This is a genomic window from Agrococcus sp. Marseille-Q4369 (assembly GCF_018308945.1).
In the GTDB taxonomy this organism is placed as follows: Bacteria; Actinomycetota; Actinomycetes; order Actinomycetales; family Microbacteriaceae; genus Agrococcus.
The window spans coordinates 401,494-423,936 of record NZ_CP070501.1; the positions used below are offsets into that span (position 1 = coordinate 401,494).

Annotated in this window: 21 protein-coding genes and 1 pseudogene; all 22 read left to right on the forward strand. The window is 73.5% G+C overall.

From position 1 onward, the window contains the following. Positions 1–93: 93 nt before the first annotated feature. The 22 genes and pseudogenes from JSQ78_RS02130 to gmk all read left to right on the forward strand — a co-directional run bounded on the left by JSQ78_RS02130 (position 94) and on the right by gmk (position 22,320). Complete coding sequence (locus tag JSQ78_RS02130; RefSeq protein WP_211449038.1) at positions 94–1,461, forward strand: replication-associated recombination protein A; 1,368 nt, start codon at positions 94–96, stop codon at positions 1,459–1,461. A 124-nt stretch (positions 1,462–1,585) separates the two neighbouring features. Continuing rightward, positions 1,586–2,215, forward strand: coding sequence for a 30S ribosomal protein S4 (rpsD, locus tag JSQ78_RS02135; protein ID WP_031223133.1), 630 nt, complete (start codon positions 1,586–1,588; stop codon positions 2,213–2,215). A gap of 115 nt (positions 2,216–2,330) precedes the next feature. Then, complete coding sequence (locus JSQ78_RS02140) at positions 2,331–2,510, forward strand: hypothetical protein (protein WP_211449040.1); 180 nt, start codon at positions 2,331–2,333, stop codon at positions 2,508–2,510. A 75-nt stretch (positions 2,511–2,585) separates the two neighbouring features. Beyond that, positions 2,586–5,243, forward strand: coding sequence for an alanine--tRNA ligase (gene alaS, locus JSQ78_RS02145; RefSeq protein WP_211449042.1), 2,658 nt, complete (start codon positions 2,586–2,588; stop codon positions 5,241–5,243). A gap of 14 nt (positions 5,244–5,257) precedes the next feature. Beyond that, complete coding sequence (gene ruvX, locus JSQ78_RS02150; protein ID WP_211449044.1) at positions 5,258–5,728, forward strand: Holliday junction resolvase RuvX; 471 nt, start codon at positions 5,258–5,260, stop codon at positions 5,726–5,728. A gap of 1 nt (position 5,729) precedes the next feature. Continuing rightward, on the forward strand, positions 5,730–6,806 hold the full coding sequence (gene mltG, locus JSQ78_RS02155) for an endolytic transglycosylase MltG (protein ID WP_211449046.1): 1,077 nt from the start codon (positions 5,730–5,732) through the stop codon (positions 6,804–6,806). A gap of 1 nt (position 6,807) precedes the next feature. Further along, positions 6,808–7,656 (forward strand): shikimate dehydrogenase family protein, encoded by an 849-nt coding sequence (locus JSQ78_RS02160; RefSeq protein WP_211449048.1) that lies wholly within the window; start codon positions 6,808–6,810, stop codon positions 7,654–7,656. 2 nt (positions 7,657–7,658) lie between these two features. Then, positions 7,659–8,846, forward strand: coding sequence for a chorismate synthase (gene aroC, locus JSQ78_RS02165; protein WP_211449050.1), 1,188 nt, complete (start codon positions 7,659–7,661; stop codon positions 8,844–8,846). Beyond that, positions 8,843–9,400 (forward strand): shikimate kinase, encoded by a 558-nt coding sequence (locus JSQ78_RS02170; protein WP_249295823.1) that lies wholly within the window; start codon positions 8,843–8,845, stop codon positions 9,398–9,400. The genes aroC and JSQ78_RS02170 overlap by 4 nt, the downstream gene beginning before the upstream one ends. Positions 9,401–9,417: 17 nt before the next feature. Beyond that, positions 9,418–10,482, forward strand: a complete 1,065-nt coding sequence (aroB, locus tag JSQ78_RS02175) for a 3-dehydroquinate synthase (RefSeq protein WP_211449052.1) — start codon at positions 9,418–9,420, stop codon at positions 10,480–10,482. A 279-nt stretch (positions 10,483–10,761) separates the two neighbouring features. Then, positions 10,762–11,196, forward strand: a complete 435-nt coding sequence (aroQ, locus tag JSQ78_RS02180) for a type II 3-dehydroquinate dehydratase (protein WP_211449054.1) — start codon at positions 10,762–10,764, stop codon at positions 11,194–11,196. A 53-nt stretch (positions 11,197–11,249) separates the two neighbouring features. Next, positions 11,250–11,810, forward strand: coding sequence for an elongation factor P (gene efp, locus JSQ78_RS02185; RefSeq protein ID WP_211449056.1), 561 nt, complete (start codon positions 11,250–11,252; stop codon positions 11,808–11,810). Between the two features lies 1 nt (position 11,811). Further along, a complete protein-coding gene (nusB, locus tag JSQ78_RS02190) occupies positions 11,812–12,234 on the forward strand; it encodes a transcription antitermination factor NusB (protein ID WP_211449058.1) in 423 nt (140 codons plus the stop codon). A gap of 43 nt (positions 12,235–12,277) precedes the next feature. Next, positions 12,278–12,415 (forward strand): annotated as a pseudogene (locus JSQ78_RS14095) (FAD-dependent monooxygenase); the annotation flags it as partial. A 373-nt stretch (positions 12,416–12,788) separates the two neighbouring features. After that, the gene (gene pyrR, locus JSQ78_RS02200) at positions 12,789–13,346 is read left to right on the forward strand and encodes a bifunctional pyr operon transcriptional regulator/uracil phosphoribosyltransferase PyrR (RefSeq protein ID WP_211449060.1); all 558 of its coding nucleotides are present in this window, start codon (positions 12,789–12,791) and stop codon (positions 13,344–13,346) included. Next, a complete protein-coding gene (locus JSQ78_RS02205) occupies positions 13,343–14,338 on the forward strand; it encodes an aspartate carbamoyltransferase catalytic subunit (protein ID WP_211449062.1) in 996 nt (331 codons plus the stop codon). Before pyrR ends, JSQ78_RS02205 begins: the two co-directional genes overlap by 4 nt. Further along, positions 14,335–15,657, forward strand: a complete 1,323-nt coding sequence (locus JSQ78_RS02210; protein WP_211449064.1) for a dihydroorotase — start codon at positions 14,335–14,337, stop codon at positions 15,655–15,657. The genes JSQ78_RS02205 and JSQ78_RS02210 overlap by 4 nt, the downstream gene beginning before the upstream one ends. A gap of 31 nt (positions 15,658–15,688) precedes the next feature. Continuing rightward, positions 15,689–16,171 (forward strand): PH-like domain-containing protein, encoded by a 483-nt coding sequence (locus JSQ78_RS02215; RefSeq protein WP_211449066.1) that lies wholly within the window; start codon positions 15,689–15,691, stop codon positions 16,169–16,171. After that, complete coding sequence (gene carA / locus JSQ78_RS02220) at positions 16,168–17,325, forward strand: glutamine-hydrolyzing carbamoyl-phosphate synthase small subunit (RefSeq protein WP_211449068.1); 1,158 nt, start codon at positions 16,168–16,170, stop codon at positions 17,323–17,325. Before JSQ78_RS02215 ends, carA begins: the two co-directional genes overlap by 4 nt. Further along, entirely contained in the window at positions 17,325–20,612 is a 3,288-nt protein-coding gene (gene carB / locus JSQ78_RS02225; protein ID WP_211449070.1) for a carbamoyl-phosphate synthase large subunit, read from the forward strand. The genes carA and carB overlap by 1 nt, the downstream gene beginning before the upstream one ends. Next, positions 20,609–21,412, forward strand: a complete 804-nt coding sequence (pyrF, locus tag JSQ78_RS02230; RefSeq protein WP_211449072.1) for an orotidine-5'-phosphate decarboxylase — start codon at positions 20,609–20,611, stop codon at positions 21,410–21,412. The genes carB and pyrF overlap by 4 nt, the downstream gene beginning before the upstream one ends. Positions 21,413–21,417: 5 nt before the next feature. Beyond that, a complete protein-coding gene (gene gmk, locus JSQ78_RS02235) occupies positions 21,418–22,320 on the forward strand; it encodes a guanylate kinase (RefSeq protein WP_211450459.1) in 903 nt (300 codons plus the stop codon). Positions 22,321–22,443: the final 123 nt, after the last annotated feature.

Sequence of the window (22,443 nt, forward strand, 5' to 3'; positions counted from 1 at the left end):
GCGCCCGCGCGATGCGGCGTTCAGGCTACCGCCTGCGCGGCGCGGCGCCCGCCGGGACGGGCCGTCGTGGGTGGCCGCGCCTAGGGTGGAGGCATGGCCATGGGGACGACTGCGCCGCTCGCGGTGCGCATGCGCCCGACGAGCCTCGACGAGGTCGTCGGCCAGCGCCACCTGCTCGGCCCGGGCTCGCCGCTGCGGCGCCTCGCAGCGTCGAGCCAGACCGCCGCCGGCGGCGCCGCGAGCGGGCAGAGCGTCATCCTGTGGGGGCCGCCCGGCACCGGCAAGACGACGCTCGCGCAGTCGATCGCGCACTCGTCCGACCGCCGCTTCGTCGAGCTGAGCGCCGTGACCGCGGGCGTGAAGGACGTGCGGCAGGTGATGGAGGCGGCGCTGAGCGACCGCGACCTCTACCAGCGCTCGACGGTGCTCTTCCTCGACGAGATCCACCGCTTCACGAAGGCGCAGCAGGACGCGCTGCTGCCCGGGGTCGAGCAGGGCTGGGTCACGCTCATCGCGGCGACGACCGAGAACCCGTCGTTCAGCGTCATCAGCCCGCTGCTGTCGCGCTCGCTGCTGCTGACGCTCGAGCCGCTCGACGACGACGACATCACCCTGCTGGTCGAGCGGGCGATCGCCGATCCGCGCGGCTTCGACGGACGCATCCAGCTCGACGACGACGCTCGCGCGCAGCTCGTGCGGCTCTCGTCGGGCGACGCGCGGCGCGCGCTCACGGCGCTCGAGGCCGCGGGCGCGCACGCGCTCGAGGCGGCCGCGACCGAGTCGGCGGGCGACGACGAGGACGGCGATGAGGCGGATGCGCCGGTCACCGTGACGGCCGAAGCGCTCGCGAGCGCGGTCGACCGCGCGCTGCTGCGCTACGACCGGCAGGGCGACGAGCACTACGACGTCATCTCCGCGTTCATCAAGTCGGTGCGCGGCTCCGACCCGGACGCGGCGCTCCACTACCTCGCGCGCATGATCGAGGCGGGGGAGGATCCGCGCTTCATCGCTCGCCGCATCATCGTGCTCGCGAGCGAGGACATCGGGATGGCCGATCCCCAGGGGCTCGTCATCGCCGCCGCCGCCGCGCAGGCCGTGCAGCTCATCGGCATGCCCGAGGGCCGCATCCCGCTCGCCGAGGCGACCGTCTACCTCGCGACCGCCCCGAAGTCGAACCGCTCCTACCTCGGCATCGACCGCGCGATCGCCGACGTGCGCCGCGGCGACTTCGGCCGCGTGCCCACCCACTTGCGCGACGCGCACTACCCCGGCGCCAAGCGGCTCGGCCACGGCAAGGGCTACCGCTACGCCCACGATGCGCCGCACGGCGTCGCGACGCAGCAGCACCTGCCCGACCCCCTGGTGGGCGTGCGCTACTACGAGCCCGGCGCGCACGGCTTCGAGCGCGACGTCGCCGCGCGCCTCGAGCGGATCCGGCGGATCCTCGCCGGCGAGCGCTGATCTGGTAGTCTGGACGACGGTCCAACGGCAGCCATGCCGACGCATCCGGACCCGCAACCCTCCTTAGGTCCCGGCACTCGGCCGAGACAGCCGCTCGCGCGGCAGCGAATCAGCGAAGGAAGTCATGTCCACGAAGTCCCGTACCCGTTCGAAGGTGCGCCTCTCGCGCGCCCTCGGCGTCGCCCTCACCCCGAAGGCCGCGCGCTACCTCGAGAAGCGCCCCTACGGCCCCGGCCAGCACGGCCGCACCAAGCGCAAGGCTGACAGCGACTACGCCGTCCGCCTCCGCGAGAAGCAGCGCCTGCGCGCCCAGTACGGCATCCGCGAGGCGCAGCTGCGCACGACGTTCAACGAGGCGCGCCGCCAGGCCGGCCTGACGGGTGAGAACCTCGTCGAGCTGCTCGAGATGCGCCTCGACGCGCTCGTGCTGCGCGCCGGCTTCGCCCGCACCATCTCGCAGGCTCGCCAGCTCGTCGTGCACCGCCACATCATGGTCGACGGCCAGCGCGTCGACCGCCCGTCGTTCCGCGTGAAGCCGGGCCAGCTCATCCACGTGCACGAGCGCAGCGAGGGCATGGAGCCCTTCCAGGTCGCCGCCGCCGGCGGCCACGCCGGCGTGCTGCCCCCGGTGCCCCCGTACCTCGACGTGCAGCTCGACCGCCTGCAGGCGCGCCTCGTGCGCCGCCCTGCGCGCGCCGAGGTCCCCGTCGTGGCCGAGGTCCAGCTCGTCGTCGAGTACTACGCCGCTCGCTGATCGAAGCGGTGCATCGAGAGGGGTCGCCGGAAGGCGGCCCCTCTCGTCGTTAGACTGACTGCGCCCCGGCCGCGACCGGCGTCGGGCGCACCCAGACACCCGAGGGGGACCCGCTGTGAAGAAGCTCCTGTTCCTGGCCATCGGCGTCGTCATCGGCGTCTTCGCCGCGCGCCGCATCGAGGAGACCGAGAAGGGCAAGGCGTTCCTCGACAACGTCGACGCCCGGGGCCGCGAGTTCACGGACGCCGTCAAGGACGGCTACCAGGCTCGCGACCGCGAGCTGCGAGGCGAGTGACGAGATCCGATCCGAGCCCGGGCGCCGAGCGCCCGGGCTCGTCATGCCCCGCTGGGGCTGGAGAGACCTGACCGAATGCAGACCGCAGAGATCCACCGCCGCTTCCTCGAGCACTTCGAGCGCCGCGACCACCAGATCGTGCCCTCGGCGCCGCTCGTGAGCGACGATCCGGCGATCATGTTCACGATCGCCGGCATGGTGCCGTTCATCCCGTACCTCTCGGGCCGCGTGCCCGCGCCGTGGCCGCGCGTCGCGGACGTGCAGAAGTGCATCCGCACGAACGACATCGAGGAGGTCGGCCGCACGCCGCGGCACGGCACCTTCTTCCAGATGGCGGGCAACTGGTCGTTCGGCGACTACTTCAAGCGCGAGGCGATCGTCTGGGCATGGGAGCTGCTCACGGGCTCCGAGGCCGACGGCGGCTACGGCTTCAGCCCGTCCGACCTGTGGGTCACGGTCTTCGAGACCGACGACGAGGCCGAGCGGCTCTGGATCGAGTCGACCGACATCGACCCGGCGCGCATCCAGCGCCTCGGGCTCGAGGACAACTACTGGATGACCGGCCAGCCCGGTCCCGCAGGCCCCGACTCGGAGATCTTCTTCGACCTCGGCCCCGAGCACGGCCCCGACGGCGGCCCCGCGACCGGCAGCGATCGCTACGTCGAGATCTGGAACCTCGTCTTCATGCAGGACGAGATCGCCGACGTGCGCTCGAAGACCGAGTTCACGATCGTGCGCGAGCTGCCCCGCAAGAACATCGACACCGGCATGGGCCTCGAGCGCGTCGCGTTCCTCAAGCAGGGCGTGCAGAACATGTACGAGATCGACCAGGTGCGCCCGGTGCTCGACCTCGCGAGCGAGCTCTCGGGCCGGCGCTACGGCGCCGACGGCGAGGACGACGTGCGGATGCGCGTGGTCGCCGATCACGTGCGCTCGTCCCTCATGCTCATGGGCGACGGCGTGACGCCGGGCAACGACGGCCGCGGCTACATCCTCCGCCGCCTGATGCGCCGCTCGATCCGCTCGATGCGGCTGCTCGGCGTGCACGAGGCGACCTTCCCGACCCTCTTCCGCGCGAGCTTCGACGCGATGTCGACCGCCTACCCTGAGCTCCAGCAGTCGTTCGGCCGCATCGAGCGGATGGCGATCGCCGAGGAGGAGACGTTCCTCAAGACGCTCGAGTCGGGCTCGACGGTGCTCGACCTCGCGATCGAGGGTGTGCGCTCCGACGCGGGGCACGTCGTGCCCGGCAAGACGGCGTTCCTGCTGCACGACACGTACGGCTTCCCGATCGACCTGACGATGGAGATCGCCGAGGAGGCGGGCCTCGAGGTCGACCGCTCGACGTTCGAGACGCTCATGAGCGAGCAGCGCACGCGCGCGAAGGCCGACGCGAAGTCGCGCCGTCGGCAGCTCGCCGACCTCTCGGTCTACGCCGACCTGCGCGCGAAGGGCGAGACCGCGTTCCTCGGCTACGACGAGCTCGAGGCCGACGGCGAGGTCATCGGCATCATCGCCGATGGCGCCTCAGCGCAGTCGGCGGGCGTGGGCGAGGAGGTCGAGGTCGTGCTGACCGCGACGTCGCTCTACGCCGAGGCGGGCGGGCAGGACAGCGACCAGGGCCGGCTCATCGGCGCGGGCTTCGAGGCCGACGTGCTCGACGTGCAGCGCCCGGTCGCGGGCCTCACGAGCCACATGGTGCGGGTCACCTCCGGCGAGATCGCGGTCGGCGACGTCGCGCGCGCGGTCGTCGATGAGCGCTACCGGCGCGGTGCGAACCAGGCGCACTCCGCGACGCACGTCGTGCACGCGGCGCTCCGCCAGCTGCTCGGCCCCGACGCGGCCCAGTCGGGCTCCTACAACAAGGCGGGCTACATGCGGCTCGACTTCTCGTGGTCGAGCGCGCTCTCGCACGACATGCGGCAGGAGCTCGAGGGCATCGCGAACTCGGCGATCCGCGACGACCTGCCGGTCGAGACGCGGCTCATGCCGCTCGACGAGGCGAAGGCGCTCGGCGCGATGGCCCTCTTCGGCGAGAAGTACGGCGACACCGTGCGCATGGTCGACATCGGCGGACCGTGGTCGCGCGAGCTGTGCGGCGGCACGCACGTCGACGCGTCGAGCCAGATCGGCCTCATCTCGATCACGAGCGAGGCGAGCGTCGGCTCGACGAGCCGTCGCGTGGAGGCGGCGGTGGGGGCGGATGCGTTCCGCCAGCTCGTCGCGGAGCGCACGCTCGTGAGCGAGCTCACGGGCATGCTCAAGACCCCGCGCGAGCAGCTGCCCGGCCGCATCGAGGAGCTCGTGCTCTCGCTCAAGGCGGCCGAGAAGCGCATCGCCGAGTTCGAGTCGAAGCAGCTCGCGTCGCGCGTGCAGCCGATCGCCGAGGCCGCGACCCGCGTGGGCGACGTGCTGCTCGCCGCCGTCGACCTCGGCACCGTCGGCTCGCAGGACGACCTCCGCTCGCTCGCAGGCCAGGTGCGCGAGCGCCTGGGCGCCGAGCCCGCGGTCGTCGCGATCGGCGGCGCGGTCGACGGCAAGCCCGCGATCGTCGTCGCGACGAACGATGCGGCGCGCCGCGGCGGCGCCGCAGCGGGTCCGCTCGCCAAGGCGGCAGCGGCGGTGCTCGGCGGCGGCGGCGGCGGCAAGCCCGACATGGCGCAGGGCGGTGGGCAGGACGCGAGCGCGATGCCGCGCGCGCTCGAGGCCGTGCGCGAGGGGCTCGGCCGCTGAGCGGCCCGACGACCGTGCGACGCGGCATCCGCATCGGCGTCGACGTGGGCCGCGCCCGCGTCGGCGTCGCCCGCTGCGATCCCGACGGGCTCCTCGCGACGCCCGTCGAGACGATCCAGCGCGCCGACGTCGACGTCGTCGCGCGCATCGCCTCGATCGCGGTCGAGCTCGGCGCGATCGAGGCGGTGGTCGGCCTGCCGATCTCGCTCTCGGGCGGCGAGACCCCGAGCACGCAGGACGCGCGCGACATCGCCGCGGCCCTCGCGGCGACGATCCCGGTGCGGCTCGTCGACGAGCGGCTCTCGACCGTCACGGCATCCGCGGCCATGCGCGCCGCGGGCCGCTCGTCGCGCCAGCAGCGCGCGAGCATCGACCAGGCTGCGGCGGTCGTGATCCTGCAGCACGCACTCGACAGCGAGCGGGCGGCCGGGCGAGCGCCCGGCGAGCTGCTCGACGACGGCGGCGCTGCCGCCACGGAGGACTGACATGGCAGGACGACGAGCTCGCGCGCGACAGGCGCGCAACCGCCGCCGCATCATCGGCTGGAGCATCGCGCTCGTGGCCGTCATCGGCATCGTGGTCGCGGTCGCGCTCGTGGTCCCGCGGCTCGCGGACCGCTTCAGCGGCCCCGAGGACTTCGCCGGGCCCGGCACGGGCGAGGTCGTCGTGCAGGTGCAGCAGGGCGACAACGGCTACGCCGTCGCCGAGACGCTCTTCGAGCAGGGCGTCATCGCGAGCACCGAGGCGTTCACCGACATCCTGATCGCCGACCCGTCGATCCAGCTCCACCCCGGCGCCTACCGCGTCCAGCTCGAGATGTCGGCGCAGGGCGCGCTCGACGCGATCCGCGACCCGGCCAACAAGGCCGAGCTGCGCGTCACCGTGCCCGAGGGCTTCACGCTCCCGCAGGTGTACGAGCGGCTCGAGCGCGACCTCGGCATCCCGCAGGCCGAGTTCCTGCAGCTCGAGAGCGACCTCGGCCGCTTCGACCTGCCTGCCGACGCCGTCACGCTCGAGGGCTGGCTCTTCCCCGCGACCTACACGTTCGATGAGGGCGTCACGGCCGAGGGCGTGCTGCGGGCGATGATCGCGCGGCAGGTGCAGGCGCTCGACGCCGCCGGCGTCGCCGAGGCCGACCGCCAGCGCGTGCTGACCTTCGCGTCGCTCGTGCAGCGCGAGGCGCGGCTGCCCGACGACTTCGGCCGCGTCGCCCGCGTGTTCCAGAACCGCCTCGACATCGGCATGCGCCTGCAGTCGGATGCGACCGTCGCCTACGGCACCGGCAACCTCCACGTCGTCACGACGACCGCCGACGAGCGCGCCGACGCCGACAACCCCTACAACACCTACGCGCGGACGGGCCTGCCCGTCGGGCCGATCGGCGCACCCGGCGACATCGCGATCCAGGCGTCGCTCTCGCCGACCGAGGGCGACTGGCTCTACTTCGTCACCGTGAACCCCGACACGGGCGAGACCGTCTTCTCCGAGACGCTCGCGGAGCACAACGTCGCGGTGCAGCAGTTCCAGCAGTTCCTGCGCGACAACCCCGGTTGGGGCGGCTGACGTGACGACCGGCGAGCCCGGCGCGAGCCGCCGGCTCGCGGTCGTCGGCTGGCCGATCGAGCACTCGCTCTCGCCCGTGCTCCACGGCGCCGCCGCACGCGAGCTCGGGCTCGACTGGCGCTACGAGCGCCGACCGGTGCGCGAGGGCGAGCTCGCGGGCTTCGTCGACGTGCTCGATCGCGCATGGCTCGGGCTCTCGGTCACCGCGCCGCTCAAGCTCGAGGCGGCGCGCCTCGCCGGGTCGCTCGACGAGCGCGCGCGACTGACGGGCGCCGCGAACACGCTCGTGCTCGGCACTCGCCCGCGGGGCTGGAACACCGACGTCGGCGGCATCGTGCGGGCCTTCGCCGGATCGGGCCTCGAGGGTGCCGAGACCGGCGCGATCGCCGGCGCCGGGGCGACCGCGGGCTCGGCGCTCGTCGCCCTCGCCGAGCTCGGCGCGGCCCGCGTCGCCGTCGCGCTCCGCAGCCCCGCGAAGGGCGAAGCGCTCGTCGCGCTCGGCGAGCGGCTGGGGGTCGAGGTCGTGCTGCAGCCGCTCGAGGCGCCGCTGCCCGCCGTCGACGCGGCGGTCTCCACGCTCCCCGCCGCGGCCGACGTCGTGCCGGTCTTCGCGCATCCGCCCTCGAGACTCCTCGACGCCGACTACGCGCGTGCCGACGGGTCTCGCTACCGGGACGCCGTGCCCGCGGGAGCGCTCATCGATGGGCGGGAGATGCTGCTCGGGCAAGCGGTGCTGCAGGCGCGGATCTTCACGATCGGGCACGTCGATGCGCCGCTGCCCGACGAGGGCCGCGTGGCCGCCGCGATGCGGTCGGCGCTCGCGGCCGCGACGGGTCTGGAAGAATCGTGAGCATGCTGCGCTGGCTCACCGCCGGGGAATCCCACGGCCCCGAACTGCTCGCCCTCCTCGAAGGGCTGCCCGCGGGCGTGCCCGTGACGGCGGAGGCCATCCAGGCCGACCTGCAGCGCCGCAAGCTCGGCGCGGGCCGCGGCGCGCGCATGAAGTTCGAGCAGGACGAGCTCTCGATCTCGGGCGGCGTGCGGCACGGGCTCAGCCAGGGCGGGCCGGTCGCGCTGCGCATCGGCAACACCGAGTGGCCGAAGTGGCAGGAGGTCATGAGCGCCGCGCCGCTCGAGGGCGAGCTGTCGGGCGCCCGCGCCGCGAAGCTCACGCGCCCTCGGCCAGGCCACGCCGACCTCGTCGGCATGCAGAAGCACGGCTTCGACGAGGCGCGCCCCGTGCTCGAGCGCGCGAGTGCCCGCGAGACGGCCGCGCGCGTCGCGCTCGGCGCGGTCGCGCGCGCGTTCCTCGCCGAGCTCGGCGTGCGGCTCGTGAGCCACACGCTCTCGATCGGCCCCGTGCGCGTGCCCGACGACGCGCCGCTCCCGCTGCCCGACGACGTCGATCGGCTCGACGCCGACGAGCTGCGCTGCAACGACCCTGCCACGAGCGCGGCGATGCTCGCCGAGGTGGAGGACGCTCGGCGCTCGGGCGACACGCTCGGCGGCATCGTCGAGGTGCTCGCCTACGGCCTGCCGCCGGGCCTCGGCTCCTACGTGCACTGGGACCGCCGCCTCGACGGCCGGCTCGCGCAGGCGCTCATGAGCATCCAGGCGATCAAGGGCGTCGAGGTCGGCGACGGCTTCGAGACAACCCGCCGGCGGGGGAGCGTCGCGCACGACGAGCTGCTCGTCGACGAGGAGGGCGTGCGCCGCGAGACCGGCCGCGCCGGCGGCATCGAGGGCGGCATGACGACCGGCGGCGCGCTGCGCGTGCGCGCGGGCATGAAGCCGATCGCGACCGTGCCCCGCGCGCTGCGCACGATCGACGTCGCGACCGGCGAGGCCGCGCAAGCGCACCACCAGCGCAGCGACGTGTGCGCCGTGCCCGCATCGGGCGTCGTCGCGGAGGCGATGGTCGCGCTCGTGCTCGCCGACGCGATGCTCGAGAAGTTCGGCGGCGACTCGGTCGGCGAGACCCGGCGGAACCTCGAGGCGTACCTCGCCGCGATCCCCGAGCGCCTCCGCACGCTCCCGTGACGGCCGGCGCGGCCGGGTCGGGCGCGGGGCCGCGGCCCGGCGACGAGGCGAGCGACCGGCCGCCCATCGCCCTCATCGGGCCGATGGCCGCGGGCAAGACGTCGCTCGGCCGCAAGCTCGCGAGCCGCATCGGCCGCACGTTCGCCGACACCGATCGCCTCGTGGTGCTCGAGCACGGCCCGATCCCCGAGATCTTCGCCACGCACGGCGAGTCCGTGTTCCGCCGCTGGGAGGCCGAGGCGGTGCAGCGCGCGCTCGTGCCGGGCACGGTCGTCGCCCTCGGCGGCGGCGCGGTGCTCGACGAGGGGTCGCGCGAGCTGCTGCGCTCGGCGACCGTCGTGCTCGCGACCGTCGACGAGCGCGCCGCCGAGCGCCGCCTCGGCGGCGGCGGGCGGCCCCTCGTCGCCGACGGCATCGACGCGTGGCGACGCATCGCCACCGAGCGCGAGCCGCTCTACCGCTCGCTCGCCGACGTCACCGTCGACACATCCAGGACCCCGATGGCCCGCTTGCTCGACGAGCTGCAGGCCTGGCTCGCCGAGCGCGGGCTGTGACCGCGAAGGAGACCCCCATGACCACGATCCGCGTCGAGACCGATGCCCCCTACGAGGTGCACGTCGGCCGCGGCGTGCTCGTCGAGCGCCTCCGCGCCTCGCTCGGCGACGCGCAGCGGCTGCTCGTCGTGCACCAGCCGGCGATGAGCCGCGTCGCCGACCACCTCAAGGCCGAGCTCGACGGAGTCGAGGTGCTGCTCGCCGAGGTGCCCGACGCCGAGGCCGCGAAGCGCATCGAGGTCGCGCAGTTCCTCTGGCAGATCATGGGGCAGGCGGAGTTCACCAGGACGGATGCGGTGCTCGGCCTCGGCGGCGGCGCGGTCACCGACCTCGCGGGCTTCGTCGCCGCGACGTGGCTGCGCGGCGTGCGCGTGCTGCAGGCGCCCACGAGCGTGCTCGGCATCGTCGACGCGGCCGTGGGCGGCAAGACGGGCATCAACACCGAGCAGGGCAAGAACCTCGTCGGCGCCTTCCACCACCCCGCGGTCGTCGTCGCCGATCTCGAGCTCGTCGACTCGCTGCCGCGCAACGAGCTCCTGACGGGCTTCGCCGAGATCGTGAAGACGGGCTTCATCGCCGACCCGCGCATCCTCGAGCTGCTCGAGGGCTCGTTCGACGCGGCGACCGATCCGACGACGCCGGAGTTCCAGGAGGTCGTCGCGCGGTCGATCGAGGTCAAGGCGCGCGTCGTCGCGAACGACTTCCGCGAGCGCGGGGAGCGCGAGTTCCTCAACTACGGCCACACGCTCGGCCACGCGATCGAGCACACCGAGCGCTACCGCTGGCGCCACGGCGCCGCGGTGTCGATCGGCCTCGTGTTCGCCGCGGAGCTCTCGCGACTCGCCGGCCGGCTGCCGGAGGGCGTCGTCGACCGCCACCGGGCGATCCTGCAGTCGCTCGAGCTGCCGACGACGTACCCCGTCGGGCGCTGGCAGACGCTGCTCGGCACGATGCGCAAGGACAAGAAGGCGCGCGGCTCGATGCTGCGCTTCGTCGTGCTCGACGACGTCGCGAAGCCGCGCATCCTCGAGGGCCCGGACGACAGCTTGCTGTTCATGGCCTACCAGTCGCTCGCCGACTGACCGGTCACTCCCGCCTCCGAGCGGTCACTTCCGCCTCTGACCGGTCACTCCCGCCTCCGAGCGGTCACTTCCGCCTCTGACCGGTCACTTCCGCCTCCGACCGGTCACTTCCGCCTCTGACCGGTCATCTCGGGCCGTGACCGGTCAACTCAGCCTGTGAGCGGTCATCTCCACACGCATCCGCCTGGAGTGACCGCTCGCGCGCGGGAGTGACCGCTCACGGGCGGAAGTGACCGCTCACGGGCTCGCGCGGCGGCGCGGGTCGGGCAGGATGGGGGCATGCGCATCCTCGTCCTCAACGGCCCGAACCTCGGCCGGCTCGGCACTCGCGAGCCAGAGGTGTACGGCACCGCGACGATCGCCGACATCGCGCCGCTCGTCGAAGCGGCTGGCTCGCTCGAGCAGCGCGTCGAGGCCGACGTGCGCCAGACCGACGACGAGGCCGAGCTCGTGGGCTGGATCCACGATGCGGTGGATGCGCGCACCCCGGTGATCCTGAACCCGGCGGCCTTCACGCACTACTCCTACGCGCTCCGCGACGCGTGCGCGCAGCTGCAGGGCGTCGCCCCGCTCGTCGAGGTGCACATCTCGAACCCGCACGCGCGCGAGGCGTTCCGGCACACCTCGGTCATCTCGGGCGTCGCGACCGGCGTCATCGCCGGCTTCGGGCTCGACGGCTACCGCCTGGCCGCGGCCGCGATCGTCGGCCGCTAGACTCGTTCGTCGGCCCCGCGGGGGTCCCAGCACGCACCACGGAACGGAACCCCATGGCAACCACGAACGACATCAAGAACGGCGCGGTCCTCAACCTCGACGGTCAGCTCTGGAGCGTCATCGAGTTCCAGCACGTCAAGCCGGGCAAGGGCGGCGCCTTCGTGCGCACGAAGCTCCGCAATGCGCGCAGCCAGAAGGTCGTCGACAAGACCTTCAACGCCGGGACGAAGATCGACTTCGCGACCGTCGACCGCCGCGACTACCAGTTCCTCTACAACGACGGCACCGACTTCGTGTTCATGGACAACGACACGTACGAGCAGCTGCCGATCCCCGCCGACATCGTCGGCGACGCGTCGAAGTACCTGCTCGAGAACGGCACCGCGACCATCTCGATGCACGAGGGCGAGGCGCTGCAGGTCGAGCTGCCCGCATCCGTCGTGCTCGAGATCACCTACACCGAGCCGGGCCTCCAGGGCGACCGCTCGAGCGCCGGCACGAAGTCGGCGACGGTCGAGACGGGCGCCGAGATCCAGGTGCCGCTCTTCGTCGAGCAGGGCACGCGCATCAAGGTCGACACGCGCGACGGCAGCTACCTCGGCCGCGTCAACTGACGTGAGCGGCCAGGAGACCTACCCCTCGCGCCGCAAGGCGCGCAAGCACGCCGTCGAGGTGCTCTACTCCGCGCAGGCGCGCGACGAGGCGCCCGAGACGGTGCTGCGCGACACCGCTGCCCGCCTCGGCTGGGCGAAGCACCCGTGGTTCGCCTTCGCGCGCGAGATCGTCGCGGGCGTCGCCGACGAGGTTGAGGGGCTCGACGAGCTCATCGCCTCGTCGAGCGAGCACTGGACGCTCGACCGGATGCCGCGCACCGACCTCGCGATCCTGCGGGTCGGCGCGTGGGAGCTCGAGCACGAGACGGCCCCCGCGAGCGTCGTGGTTTCGGAGGCCGTGCACCTCGCGAACGAGCTCTCGACCGACCGCTCGGGCGCGTTCATCAACGGCGTGCTGGGCCGGATCGCGGCGCAGCGCGCCTGAAGCGACGCTCGCGCCCAGCCGCGCGGGCGCGGATGATGGCTGCATGGCCGAGCGCACGCACGACTGCATCGTGGTGGGCGGCGGGCCCGCCGGCCTCATGCTCGGCCTGCTGCTCGCCCGCGCGGGCGTGCGCACGGCCGTGCTCGAGCGCCACGGCGACTTCCTGCGCGACTTCCGCGGCGTCGGCATCAACCTCGCGATCCAGGATGCGGTCGCGGCGGCGAACGCACTCGCGCCGGGGCTGCGGACCGGGCGACCGAGCGAGGCACTGCTGCACCGCATCCAGCGGCGACGGGAGCCCTCCGCCCGCGCTGTGCAAGCGGTGCAGCGCCGGCTCGAGACCGGGCTCGTGCGGGTCGCCGAGCCTGGCGCCGCCGTGCCCGTGCCGCTGCCGCTGCGCGTGCTGCAGCGCGTGCCGGCGCTCCGGCACCTCATGGGGAGGTTCATCGGGCTCGGCCTCCGGCCGGAGCACGCGACGCGATAGCGCGACCCAGTAGAGTGGAGCCATCAGACAACCTTGAAGCCCGTCCCGTGAGGCGGAGAAGGGAGTCGCTGTGACTCAGCGTGCAGGAGCGCGCACCGTGCTCGGGCCCGACGAGATCGGCCGGGCCCTCACGCGCATCGCCCACGAGATCCTCGAGGCGAACCACGGCGCGGACGACCTCGTCCTGCTCGGCATCCCGACCCGCGGCGTGCACCTCGCCCAGCGGCTCGCCGACCGGCTCGCCGACATCACCGGCATCGGCTTCGCCGATCGCGTCGGCGCCCTCGACGTCACGATGCATCGCGACGACCTGCGCGGCCGGCCGACGCGCGCCCCGCACCCGACGCGCGTGCCGGCCGCCGGCATCGACGACCGGGTCGTCGTGCTCGTCGACGACGTGCTCTACTCGGGCCGCACGATCCGCGCCGCCCTCGACGCGCTCGCCGATCTCGGTCGCCCGCGCGTCGTGCGGCTCGCCGCGCTCGTCGACCGCGGCCACCGCGAGCTGCCCATCCGCGCCGACTTCGTCGGGAAGAACCTGCCGAGCGCCCGCAGCGAGCACGTCAGCATCCTGCTCGAGGAGGTCGACGGCGCCGACGCCGTGACGATCGAGGACGACGTCGCATGAGGCACCTGCTCACCGCATCGATGCCGCGCGACGAGGCGATCGCCCTCCTCGACCTCGCCGAGGACATGCACCAGATCCAGGACCGCGAGCTCAAGAAGCTGCCGGCCCTGCGCGGTCGCACGGTCGTGAACCTCTTCTTCGAGGACTCGACGCGCACGCGCTCGTCGTTCGAGATCGCCGGCAAGTGGCTCTCGGCCGACGTCATCAACGTGTCGGGCAAGGGCTCGAGCGTCTCGAAGGGCGAGTCGCTGCGCGACACGGGCCTCACGATCGCGGCGATGGGCGTCGACGGCGTCGTCGTGCGCTCCGGCGCCTCCGGCGCGCCCGCCCTGCTCGCCGACTGGATCGGCAAGCCGGTCATCAACGCGGGCGACGGCACGCACGAGCACCCCACCCAAGCGCTGCTCGACGCCTTCGCCCTCCGTCGCCGCGTGCACGGCGACGCGGCTCGCGGCAAGGCGCTCGACGGCTTGCGCATCGCGATCGTCGGCGACATCGCCCACTCGCGCGTCGCGCGCTCCAACGCGCTCCTGCTGCCCGCGCTCGGCGCCGAGGTCACGCTCGTCGGCCCGCCGCCGCTCCTGCCGCCCGCCGCGAGCGACGGCACTCGGCTCGGCGTGCACGCCGAGCCGAGCCTCGACCGCGTCATCGACGAGGGGCCCGACGCGATCATGCTGCTGCGCGTGCAGCTCGAGCGGCAGGCGGGGAAGGTCGCGCCGAGCGCCGCCGAGTACATCACCGGCTGGTCGCTCACCGACGAGCGGCTCGCTCGGCTCGGCGACGCGCACCTGCTGCACCCCGGCCCCATGAACCGCGGCCTCGAGCTCTCGAGCCGCGCGGCCGACTCCGACCGCTCCGCGATCCTCGAGCAGGTGACCGCCGGCGTCTCGGTGCGCATGGCCGTGCTGTACTCGCTGCTCGCATCCGACCACCCGGCCCCGGACCACGCATCCTCCGACCACGGATCCTCAGACCACGGAGGCGCCCGATGACGACCCTGCTCACCGGCGCTGCCGTGCTCGGCGGCGAGCCGCGCGACCTCGCGATCGAGGACGGCGTGCTCGTCGACCCGAGCACGATCGACCGTGACCGCGCCGAGGTGGTCGACGCAACCGGCCTCGTCGCCCTCCCGGGCCTCGTCGACCTCCACGCGCATCTCCGCCAGCCCGGCGGCGAGCAGGCCGAGACGGTCGCGAGCGGCGTGCGGGCCGCCGCCGCGGGCGGCTTCACGTGCGTCTTCGCGATGGCGAACACGAACCCCGTCGCCGACACTCCCGCGGTCGTCGAGCAAGTGCACCGGCTCGGCCTCGAGGCCGGGCTCGCGACGGTGCGCCCCATCGGCGCCGTCACCGTCGGCCTCGCGGGGGAGCGGCTCGCCGACATGACGATGCTCGCCCGCAGCGCCGCCCGCGTCACCGTCTTCAGCGACGACGGCCACTGCGTGCACGACGCCGAGCTCATGCGACGCGCGCTCGAGCACGCGGCGGCGCTCGACGCGGTCGTCGCGCAGCACGCGCAGGACCCGGCGCTCACGCGCGGCGCCGTCATGCACGAGGGGCCGCTCTCGGCCGAGCTCGGCCTCGGCGGCTGGCCATCGGTCGCCGAGGCGTCGATCGTCGCGCGCGACGCGATGCTCGCCGAGCTCGCCGGCGCCCGCCTGCACGTGTGCCACGTCTCGACCACCGAGACCGTCGAGGTCGTGCGCGCCGCGAAGGCGCGCGGCGTGCGCATCACCGCCGAGGTCGCGCCGCATCACCTGCTGCTGACCGAGGAGCTCGTGCGCTCCTACGACGCGCGCTTCAAGGTCAACCCGCCGCTGCGCACCGACGCCGACGTGCAGGCGCTCCGCGAGGCGCTCGCCGACGGCACGATCGACATCGTCGCGACCGATCACGCGCCGCACGCGCCCGAGGCGAAGCTCTCGGCGTTCGCGGATGCCTCGTTCGGCATGGTCGGGCTCGAGACGGCGCTGTCGGTGGTGCAGCTGGCGATGGTCGAGACGGGGCTGCTCGACTGGGCCGGCGTCGCGCGAGTCATGTCGACGACGCCCGGCGCGATCGGCCGCGAGCCGGGCTACGACGCGCCCCTCGAGGTCGGCTCGCCCGCGCACGTCGTGCTCGTCGACCCCGCCGCGCGCGCGGTCGTCGAGGAGCGGCACCTCAAGGGCCGCTCGGCGAACTCGCCGTACCTCGGCCGCGAGCTGCCGGGCCGCGTGCTGCACGTGTGGCACGCCGGCCGCCGCACGCTCGCGGCCGGGGAGATCGTCACCGGGGAGATCGTCACCGGCGAGATCGGGACCGGCAGATCGTGACCGGGCAGATCGGGACCGGGGACGTCGGGTGATGACGAAGGAGACGTTCGCGCTGCTGAGCGCAGGGTTTGTGGCACTCGTCGCGCTGCTCGCGGTGCTCGGCGTGCTCGCGCACCGACGACGCCAGCGCGACGTCGAGCCGCCACTGCCGTGGATCGACGCCGCGCCGACCCTCGTCGCCGAAGCGCTCTACGTCGCCACGACGCGCGCCGGCGAGCCCTACCAGCGCATCTTCGCCCACGGCCTCGGCTTCCGCGGCCGCACCCAGGTCGCGATCGACGCGGCCGGCGTGCAGCTCGTCGCCGACCGACGCGAGGTGCGCATCCCCGCCGACCGCATCCGCGCGGTCGAGCGGGCCACCTGGACCATCGATCGCGTCGTCGAGCCCGGGGGGATCGTCGTGATCGCCCACTCGCTCGGCGCCGACGTCGACACCTACCTCCGCATCATCGGCGACGACACCGAGGCGTTCGAGGCGCTGCGCGCCCTCGCCCGGGAAGGAGCACCCTCATGACCAACCCCGCACCCGCGGCCCTCGTGCTGGAGGACGGCACGATCTACCGCGGCTCCGCCTACGGCGCCACCGGCCGCGCGCTCGGCGAGGCCGTCTTCGCGACCGGCATGACCGGCTACCAGGAGACGCTCACCGATCCCTCCTACGCGGGCCAGATCGTCGTGCAGACGGCGCCGCACATCGGCAACACCGGCGTCAACGACGAGGACGCCGAGTCGCGCCGCGCGTGGCCCGCCGGCTACGTCGTGCGCGCCGCGAGCCGCGTCGTCTCGAACTGGCGCGCCGAGGGCTCGCTCGAGGCGCAGCTCGCCGACGACGGCATCGTCGGCATCGCGGGCATCGACACGCGCGCCGTCACGCGCCGCCTCCGCGACGCGGGCGCCATGCGCGCCGGCGTCTTCTCGGGTGACTCGCTAGGCACCGACGAGGCGATGCTCGAGGCGGTGCGGGCGAGCCCCGCGATGACCGGCCGCAGTCTCGCCGAGCTCGTCTCGACGCCCGAGGTGTACCGGCTGCCCGCGATCGGCGACTCGATCGGCACGCTCGCCGTCCTCGACCTCGGGGTCAAGGCATCCACGCTCCGCTACCTGCAGCAGCAGGGCTTCGACCTCGTCGTGCTGCCGCAGGACGCGACGCTCGAGCAGGTGCTCGAGCACGAGCCGATCGCCGCGTTCTACTCGAACGGCCCCGGCGACCCGGCGGCGAGCGACGACCAGGTGTCGCTCCTCCAGGGGCTGCTGCGCGAGGACCTGCCGTTCTTCGGCATCTGCTTCGGCAACCAGCTGCTCGGCCGCGCGCTCGGGTTCGGCACGTACAAGCTGCCCTTCGGCCACCGCGGCATCAACCAGCCCGTGCTCGACACCGCGACCGGCCGGGTCGAGATCACGAGCCAGAACCACGGCTTCGCCGTCGACGCGCCGCTGCGACAGCAGCTCGAGAGCCCCGCTGGCTTCGGCCGCGTCGAGGTGAGCCACTTCTCGCTCAACGACGAGGTCGTCGAGGGCCTGCGGGCGCTCGACATCCCGGCCTTCAGCGTGCAGTACCACCCCGAGGCCGCCGCCGGCCCCAACGATGCCCACCACCTCTTCAGCCGCTTCCGCGAGCTCGTGCTCGAGCACCGCGCAGCCGCCAACGACCAGCAGAAGGACGCCTAGTGCCCAAGCGCGACGACATCCGCTCCGTCCTCGTCATCGGCTCCGGGCCGATCGTCATCGGCCAGGCGGCCGAGTTCGACTACTCCGGCACCCAGGCGTGCCGCGTGCTGCGCGAGGAGGGCGTGCGCGTCATCCTCGTCAACTCCAATCCGGCGACGATCATGACCGACCCCGACTTCGCCGACGCGACCTACATCGAGCCGATCACGCCCGAGGTGATCGAGACGATCATCGTCAAGGAGCGCCCCGACGCGATCCTGCCGACGCTCGGCGGCCAGACGGCCCTCAACGCCGCGATCGCGCTGCACGAGCAGGGCATCCTCGCGCGCCACGGCGTCGAGCTCATCGGCGCGAAGGTCGACGCGATCCAGCGCGGCGAGGACCGCCAGCTCTTCAAGGAGCTCGTGCTCGAGGCCGGCGCCGACGTCGCCTCGAGCGCCATCGCGCGCTCGGTCGACGACGCGATCGCGTTCGCCGAGGAGTACGGCTACCCGGTCGTCGTGCGCCCCTCGTTCACGATGGGCGGCCTCGGCTCGGGCTTCGCGCACGACGAGGCGGAGCTGCGCCGCTTCGTCGGCGACGGCATCCACTCGTCGACGATCGGCGAGGTGCTGCTCGAGGAGTCGATCCTCGGGTGGAAGGAGTACGAGCTCGAGCTCATGCGCGACCAGGCCGACAACACGGTCGTCGTCTGCTCGATCGAGAACGTCGACGCCGTCGGCGTGCACACGGGCGACTCGATCACCGTCGCCCCCGCGCTCACCCTCACCGACCGCGAGTTCCAGCGCCTGCGCGACATCGGCATCGACATCATCCGGCGCGTCGGCGTCGACACGGGCGGCTGCAACATCCAGTTCGCCGTCGACCCCGCGACGGGCCGCATCATCGTGATCGAGATGAACCCGCGCGTCTCGCGCTCCTCGGCGCTCGCGTCGAAGGCGACGGGCTTCCCGATCGCGAAGATCGCCGCGAAGCTCGCGCTCGGCTACCGCCTCGACGAGATCCCGAACGACATCACCAAGGTGACGCCCGCGTCGTTCGAGCCCGCGCTCGACTACGTCGTCGTCAAGGTGCCGCGGTTCAACTTCGAGAAGTTCCCGGCGGCGGATGCGACCCTCACGACGACCATGAAGTCGGTCGGCGAGGCCATGGCGATCGGGCGCACCTACGCGCAGGCCCTGCAGAAGGCGCTCCGCTCGCTCGAGAAGCGCGGCTCGTCGTTCCACTGGGAGGGCGAGCCCGGCGACGCGGCGGCGCTGCTCGAGACCGCGAGCGTGCCGACCGACGGCCGCATCGTGACGCTGCAGCAGGCGCTGCGCGCGGGCGCGACGATCGAGCAGGCGCACGAGGCGACCGGCATCGACCCGTGGTTCCTCGACCAGCTCGTGCTCATCAACGAGGTCGCCGACGCCATCCGCACGTTCTCGGGCGGCTCCGGTGCGCTCGACGAGGAGCACTTGCGGCTCGCGAAGGAGCACGGCTTCTCCGACGCGCAGATCGCGCAGCTGCGCGGCATCGCCGAGGCGGAGGTGCGCCAGGCGCGCTGGGCGGCCGGCGTGCGCCCGGTCTACAAGACCGTCGACACGTGCGCGGGGGAGTTCCCGGCCGAGACGCCGTACCACTACTCGAGCTACGACCTCGAGACGGAGGTCGAGCCCTCTGACCGCCGGAAGGTCATCATCCTCGGCTCGGGCCCCAACCGCATCGGGCAGGGCATCGAGTTCGACTACTCGTGCGTGCACGCGTCGTTCGCGCTGTCCGACGCGGGCTTCGAGACCATCATGGTCAACTGCAACCCCGAGACGGTCTCGACCGACTACGACACGAGCGACCGGCTCTACTTCGAGCCGCTCACGCTCGAGGACGTGCTCGAGATCGTGCACGTCGAGCAGGCGGCTGGCGAGCTCGTCGGCGTCATCGTGCAGCTCGGCGGGCAGACGCCGCTCGGGCTCGCGCGCGGCCTCGAGGCCGCGGGCGTGCCGATCCTCGGCACGACGCCCGACGCGATCGATGCGGCGGAGGAGCGCGGCCTGTTCCAGCGCATCCTCGACGAGGCGGGCCTCGTCGCGCCTCGCAACGGCATCGCGACGAACGAGCAGGAGGCGATCGAGATCGCCGAGGGCATCGGCTACCCCGTGCTCGTGCGACCCTCGTTCGTGCTCGGCGGCCGCGGCATGGAGATCGTCTACGACACCGCGAGCCTCCGCGGGTACTTCGACCGCATCGCGTCGCACGGCATCGTGGGGCCGCAGGCGCCGCTGCTCGTCGACCACTTCCTCGACGACGCGATCGAAATCGACGTCGACGCCATCTTCGACGGCGACGAGCTCTACGTCGGCGGCATCCTCGAGCACATCGAGGAGGCGGGCATCCACTCGGGCGACTCGTCGTGCACCCTGCCGCCCGTCGGCCTCGGCCGCGCGCAGCTCGAGGAGATCCGCGACGCGACGCTGCGCATCGCCGCGGGCCTCGACGTGCGCGGCCCGATCAACGTGCAGTTCGCGTACGGCGCGGGCGTGCTGCACGTCATCGAGGCGAACCCGCGCGCGAGCCGCACGGTGCCGTTCGTCGCGAAGGCGATCGGCACGCCGATCGCGAAGGCCAACGCGCGCGTGCTCGCGGGCGCGACGATCGCGGAGCTCCGCGCGGAGGGCATGCTGCCCGAGCGCGACGGCACCGTGATGCCGATCGACGCGCCGGTCGCGGTCAAGGAGGCCGTGCTGCCCTTCCGCCGCTTCCGCACCGCCGACGGCCGCATGGTCGACTCGCTGCTCGGGCCCGAGATGCGCTCGACCGGCGAGGTGATGGGCATCGATCGCGACTTCCCGACCGCGTTCGCGAAGAGCCAGGCCGCCGCCTACGGCGGGCTGCCGACCTCCGGCACCGTCTTCGTCTCGCTCTCCGACCGCGACAAGCGGCAAGCGGTGCTGCCGATGCACCGGCTGCAGCAGCTCGGCTTCGACATCGTCGCGACGACCGGCACGGCCGAGGTGCTCGCGCGCAACGGCATCGCCGTGCGCACGGTGCGCAAGCACTCGGAGGCGGGGGAAGAGCCCTCGATCGTCGACCTCATCGACGCGGGGGAGATCGACATCATCATCAACACCCCCACGGGCGGCATCGCGCGCGCCGACGGCTACGAGATCCGCGCCGCGACCGTCGCGGGCGACAAGGCGCTCTTCACGACCGTCGCGCAGCTCGGCGCCGCGGTCGCGGCGATCGAGGCGGCGCGCGAGAGCTTCGAGGTGACGAGCCTGCAGGAGTACCACGCGCGGCGGTCGGCGTGACCTTCCTCGCCCGGCTCGGCGACGCCGTCCGGCAGCGCGGGGCGCTGTGCGTCGGCATCGACCCGCACCCCGCGCTGCTCGATCGGTGGGGCCTGAAGGCGGATGCGTCGGGCCTCGAGCGCTTCGGGCGCGCGGTCGTCGAGGCGGCCGCGGGGCGCGTCGGCGTCGTCAAGCCGCAAGTGGCGCTCTTCGAGGCGATCGGGCCCGCGGGGCTCGGCGCGCTCGAGCGCGTGCTCGCCGACGCCCGCGCCGCCGGCCTCCTCACGATCGCCGACGCGAAGCGCGGCGACATCGGGTCGACGACGCTCGGCTACGCGGCCGCGTGGCTCGAGCCCGGCGCGCCGCTCGAGGCGGATGCGCTCACCGCGAGCCCCTACCTCGGCGTCGGCGCGCTCGAGGGCCTCTTCGAGGCCGCCGAGCGCAGCGGCAAGGGCGTCTTCGTGCTCGCCGCGACCTCGAACCCCGAGGGGGCGGCGATGCAGCTCGCGCGGCTCGACGACGGCCGCACGGTCGCCGCCGCGGTCGCCGACGCCGTCGCGGCCCGCAACGCCGCGACGGGCGCGGGCCACGGCCTCGTGATCGGCGCGACGATCGACCGAGCCGCCTACGGGCTCGCGCCCGACGCATCCACCCCGGTCCTCGCACCGGGCTTCGGCGCGCAGGGCGCGCGCCTCGCCGACCTGCACCGGCTCTTCCCCGCCGACGCGCTCGTGCTCGCGAGCGCGAGCCGCAGCATCCTGCAGGCCGGGCCCGACGGGCTCGCGGCGGCGATCGATGCGGCCGTCGCGGAGCTGCCGTGACCGGCATCCCCGACCGGACGATCCCCGACCCCGGCGCGGCCGGCCGCGCGGCGATCGAGGCGCGTCGCGCCCGCGCCGCAGTCAAGCGCGCGCTCGCCGCGGGGGAGCGCGGGCCCCGCGACGTCGCCGAGCGCGCGTGGCAGGAGCCGGGCGGCGTCGAGGCGCGGCTGCGCGTGCCGGAGTACCTCGGGAGCCTCCGCGGCATGGGGCCCAAGCGCGTCGAGGTGCTCATGCGCGAGCTCGCGATCGCGCCGTCGAAGCACCTCGGCGGGCTCGGCGGTTTGCAGCGCGAGCGCGTTCGCGCTTGGCTTGACCTCGTGGATCCCTCGCGTCGCCCTCGCCTCATCGTGCTCGCGGGACCGACGGCGGTCGGCAAGGGCACGGTCGCGCAGTACGTGCGCGAGCACTTCCCGCAGATCCGCCACTCGGTGAGCGCCACCACGAGGGCCCCCCGGCCGGGCGAGATCGACGGCGTGCACTACGCCTTCGTCTCCGACGCCGAGTTCGACCGGATGGTCGAGGACGGCGAGTTCCTCGAGTGGGCGACCGTGCACAACCTCTCGCGCTACGGCACGCCGCGCTCGAGCGTGCAGGCCGCGCTCGACGAGGGCTCGTCGGTGCTGCTCGAGATCGACCTGCAGGGCGCTCGGCAGGTGCGGGAGTCGTTCCCCGACGCCGTGCTGCTCTTCCTCGCGCCGCCGTCGTGGGACGAGCTCGTACGCCGCCTGATCGGGCGCGGCACCGAGACGCCCGCCGAGCGCGCGAAGCGGCTCGAGACCGCGAAGGTCGAGCTCGCGAGCCAGCCCGAGTTCGACGCGACGATCGTGAACGCCGACGTCGCCGAGGCGGCGCGCGAGGTGGTGGAGCGCATCCTCGCGGCGGAGGCGGAGGCGGAGGCTCGGGAGTAGTCAGAGCCCGGGGCCCGGGACGGGCCCCGGCGCTGGCGTCGCGGCGACGGTCCGAAAGGACCGTCGCCCAAAGCTCCAGCGCGCGATAGGATGGACGCTTGCGCCCACCGGCGCCACGAGCTT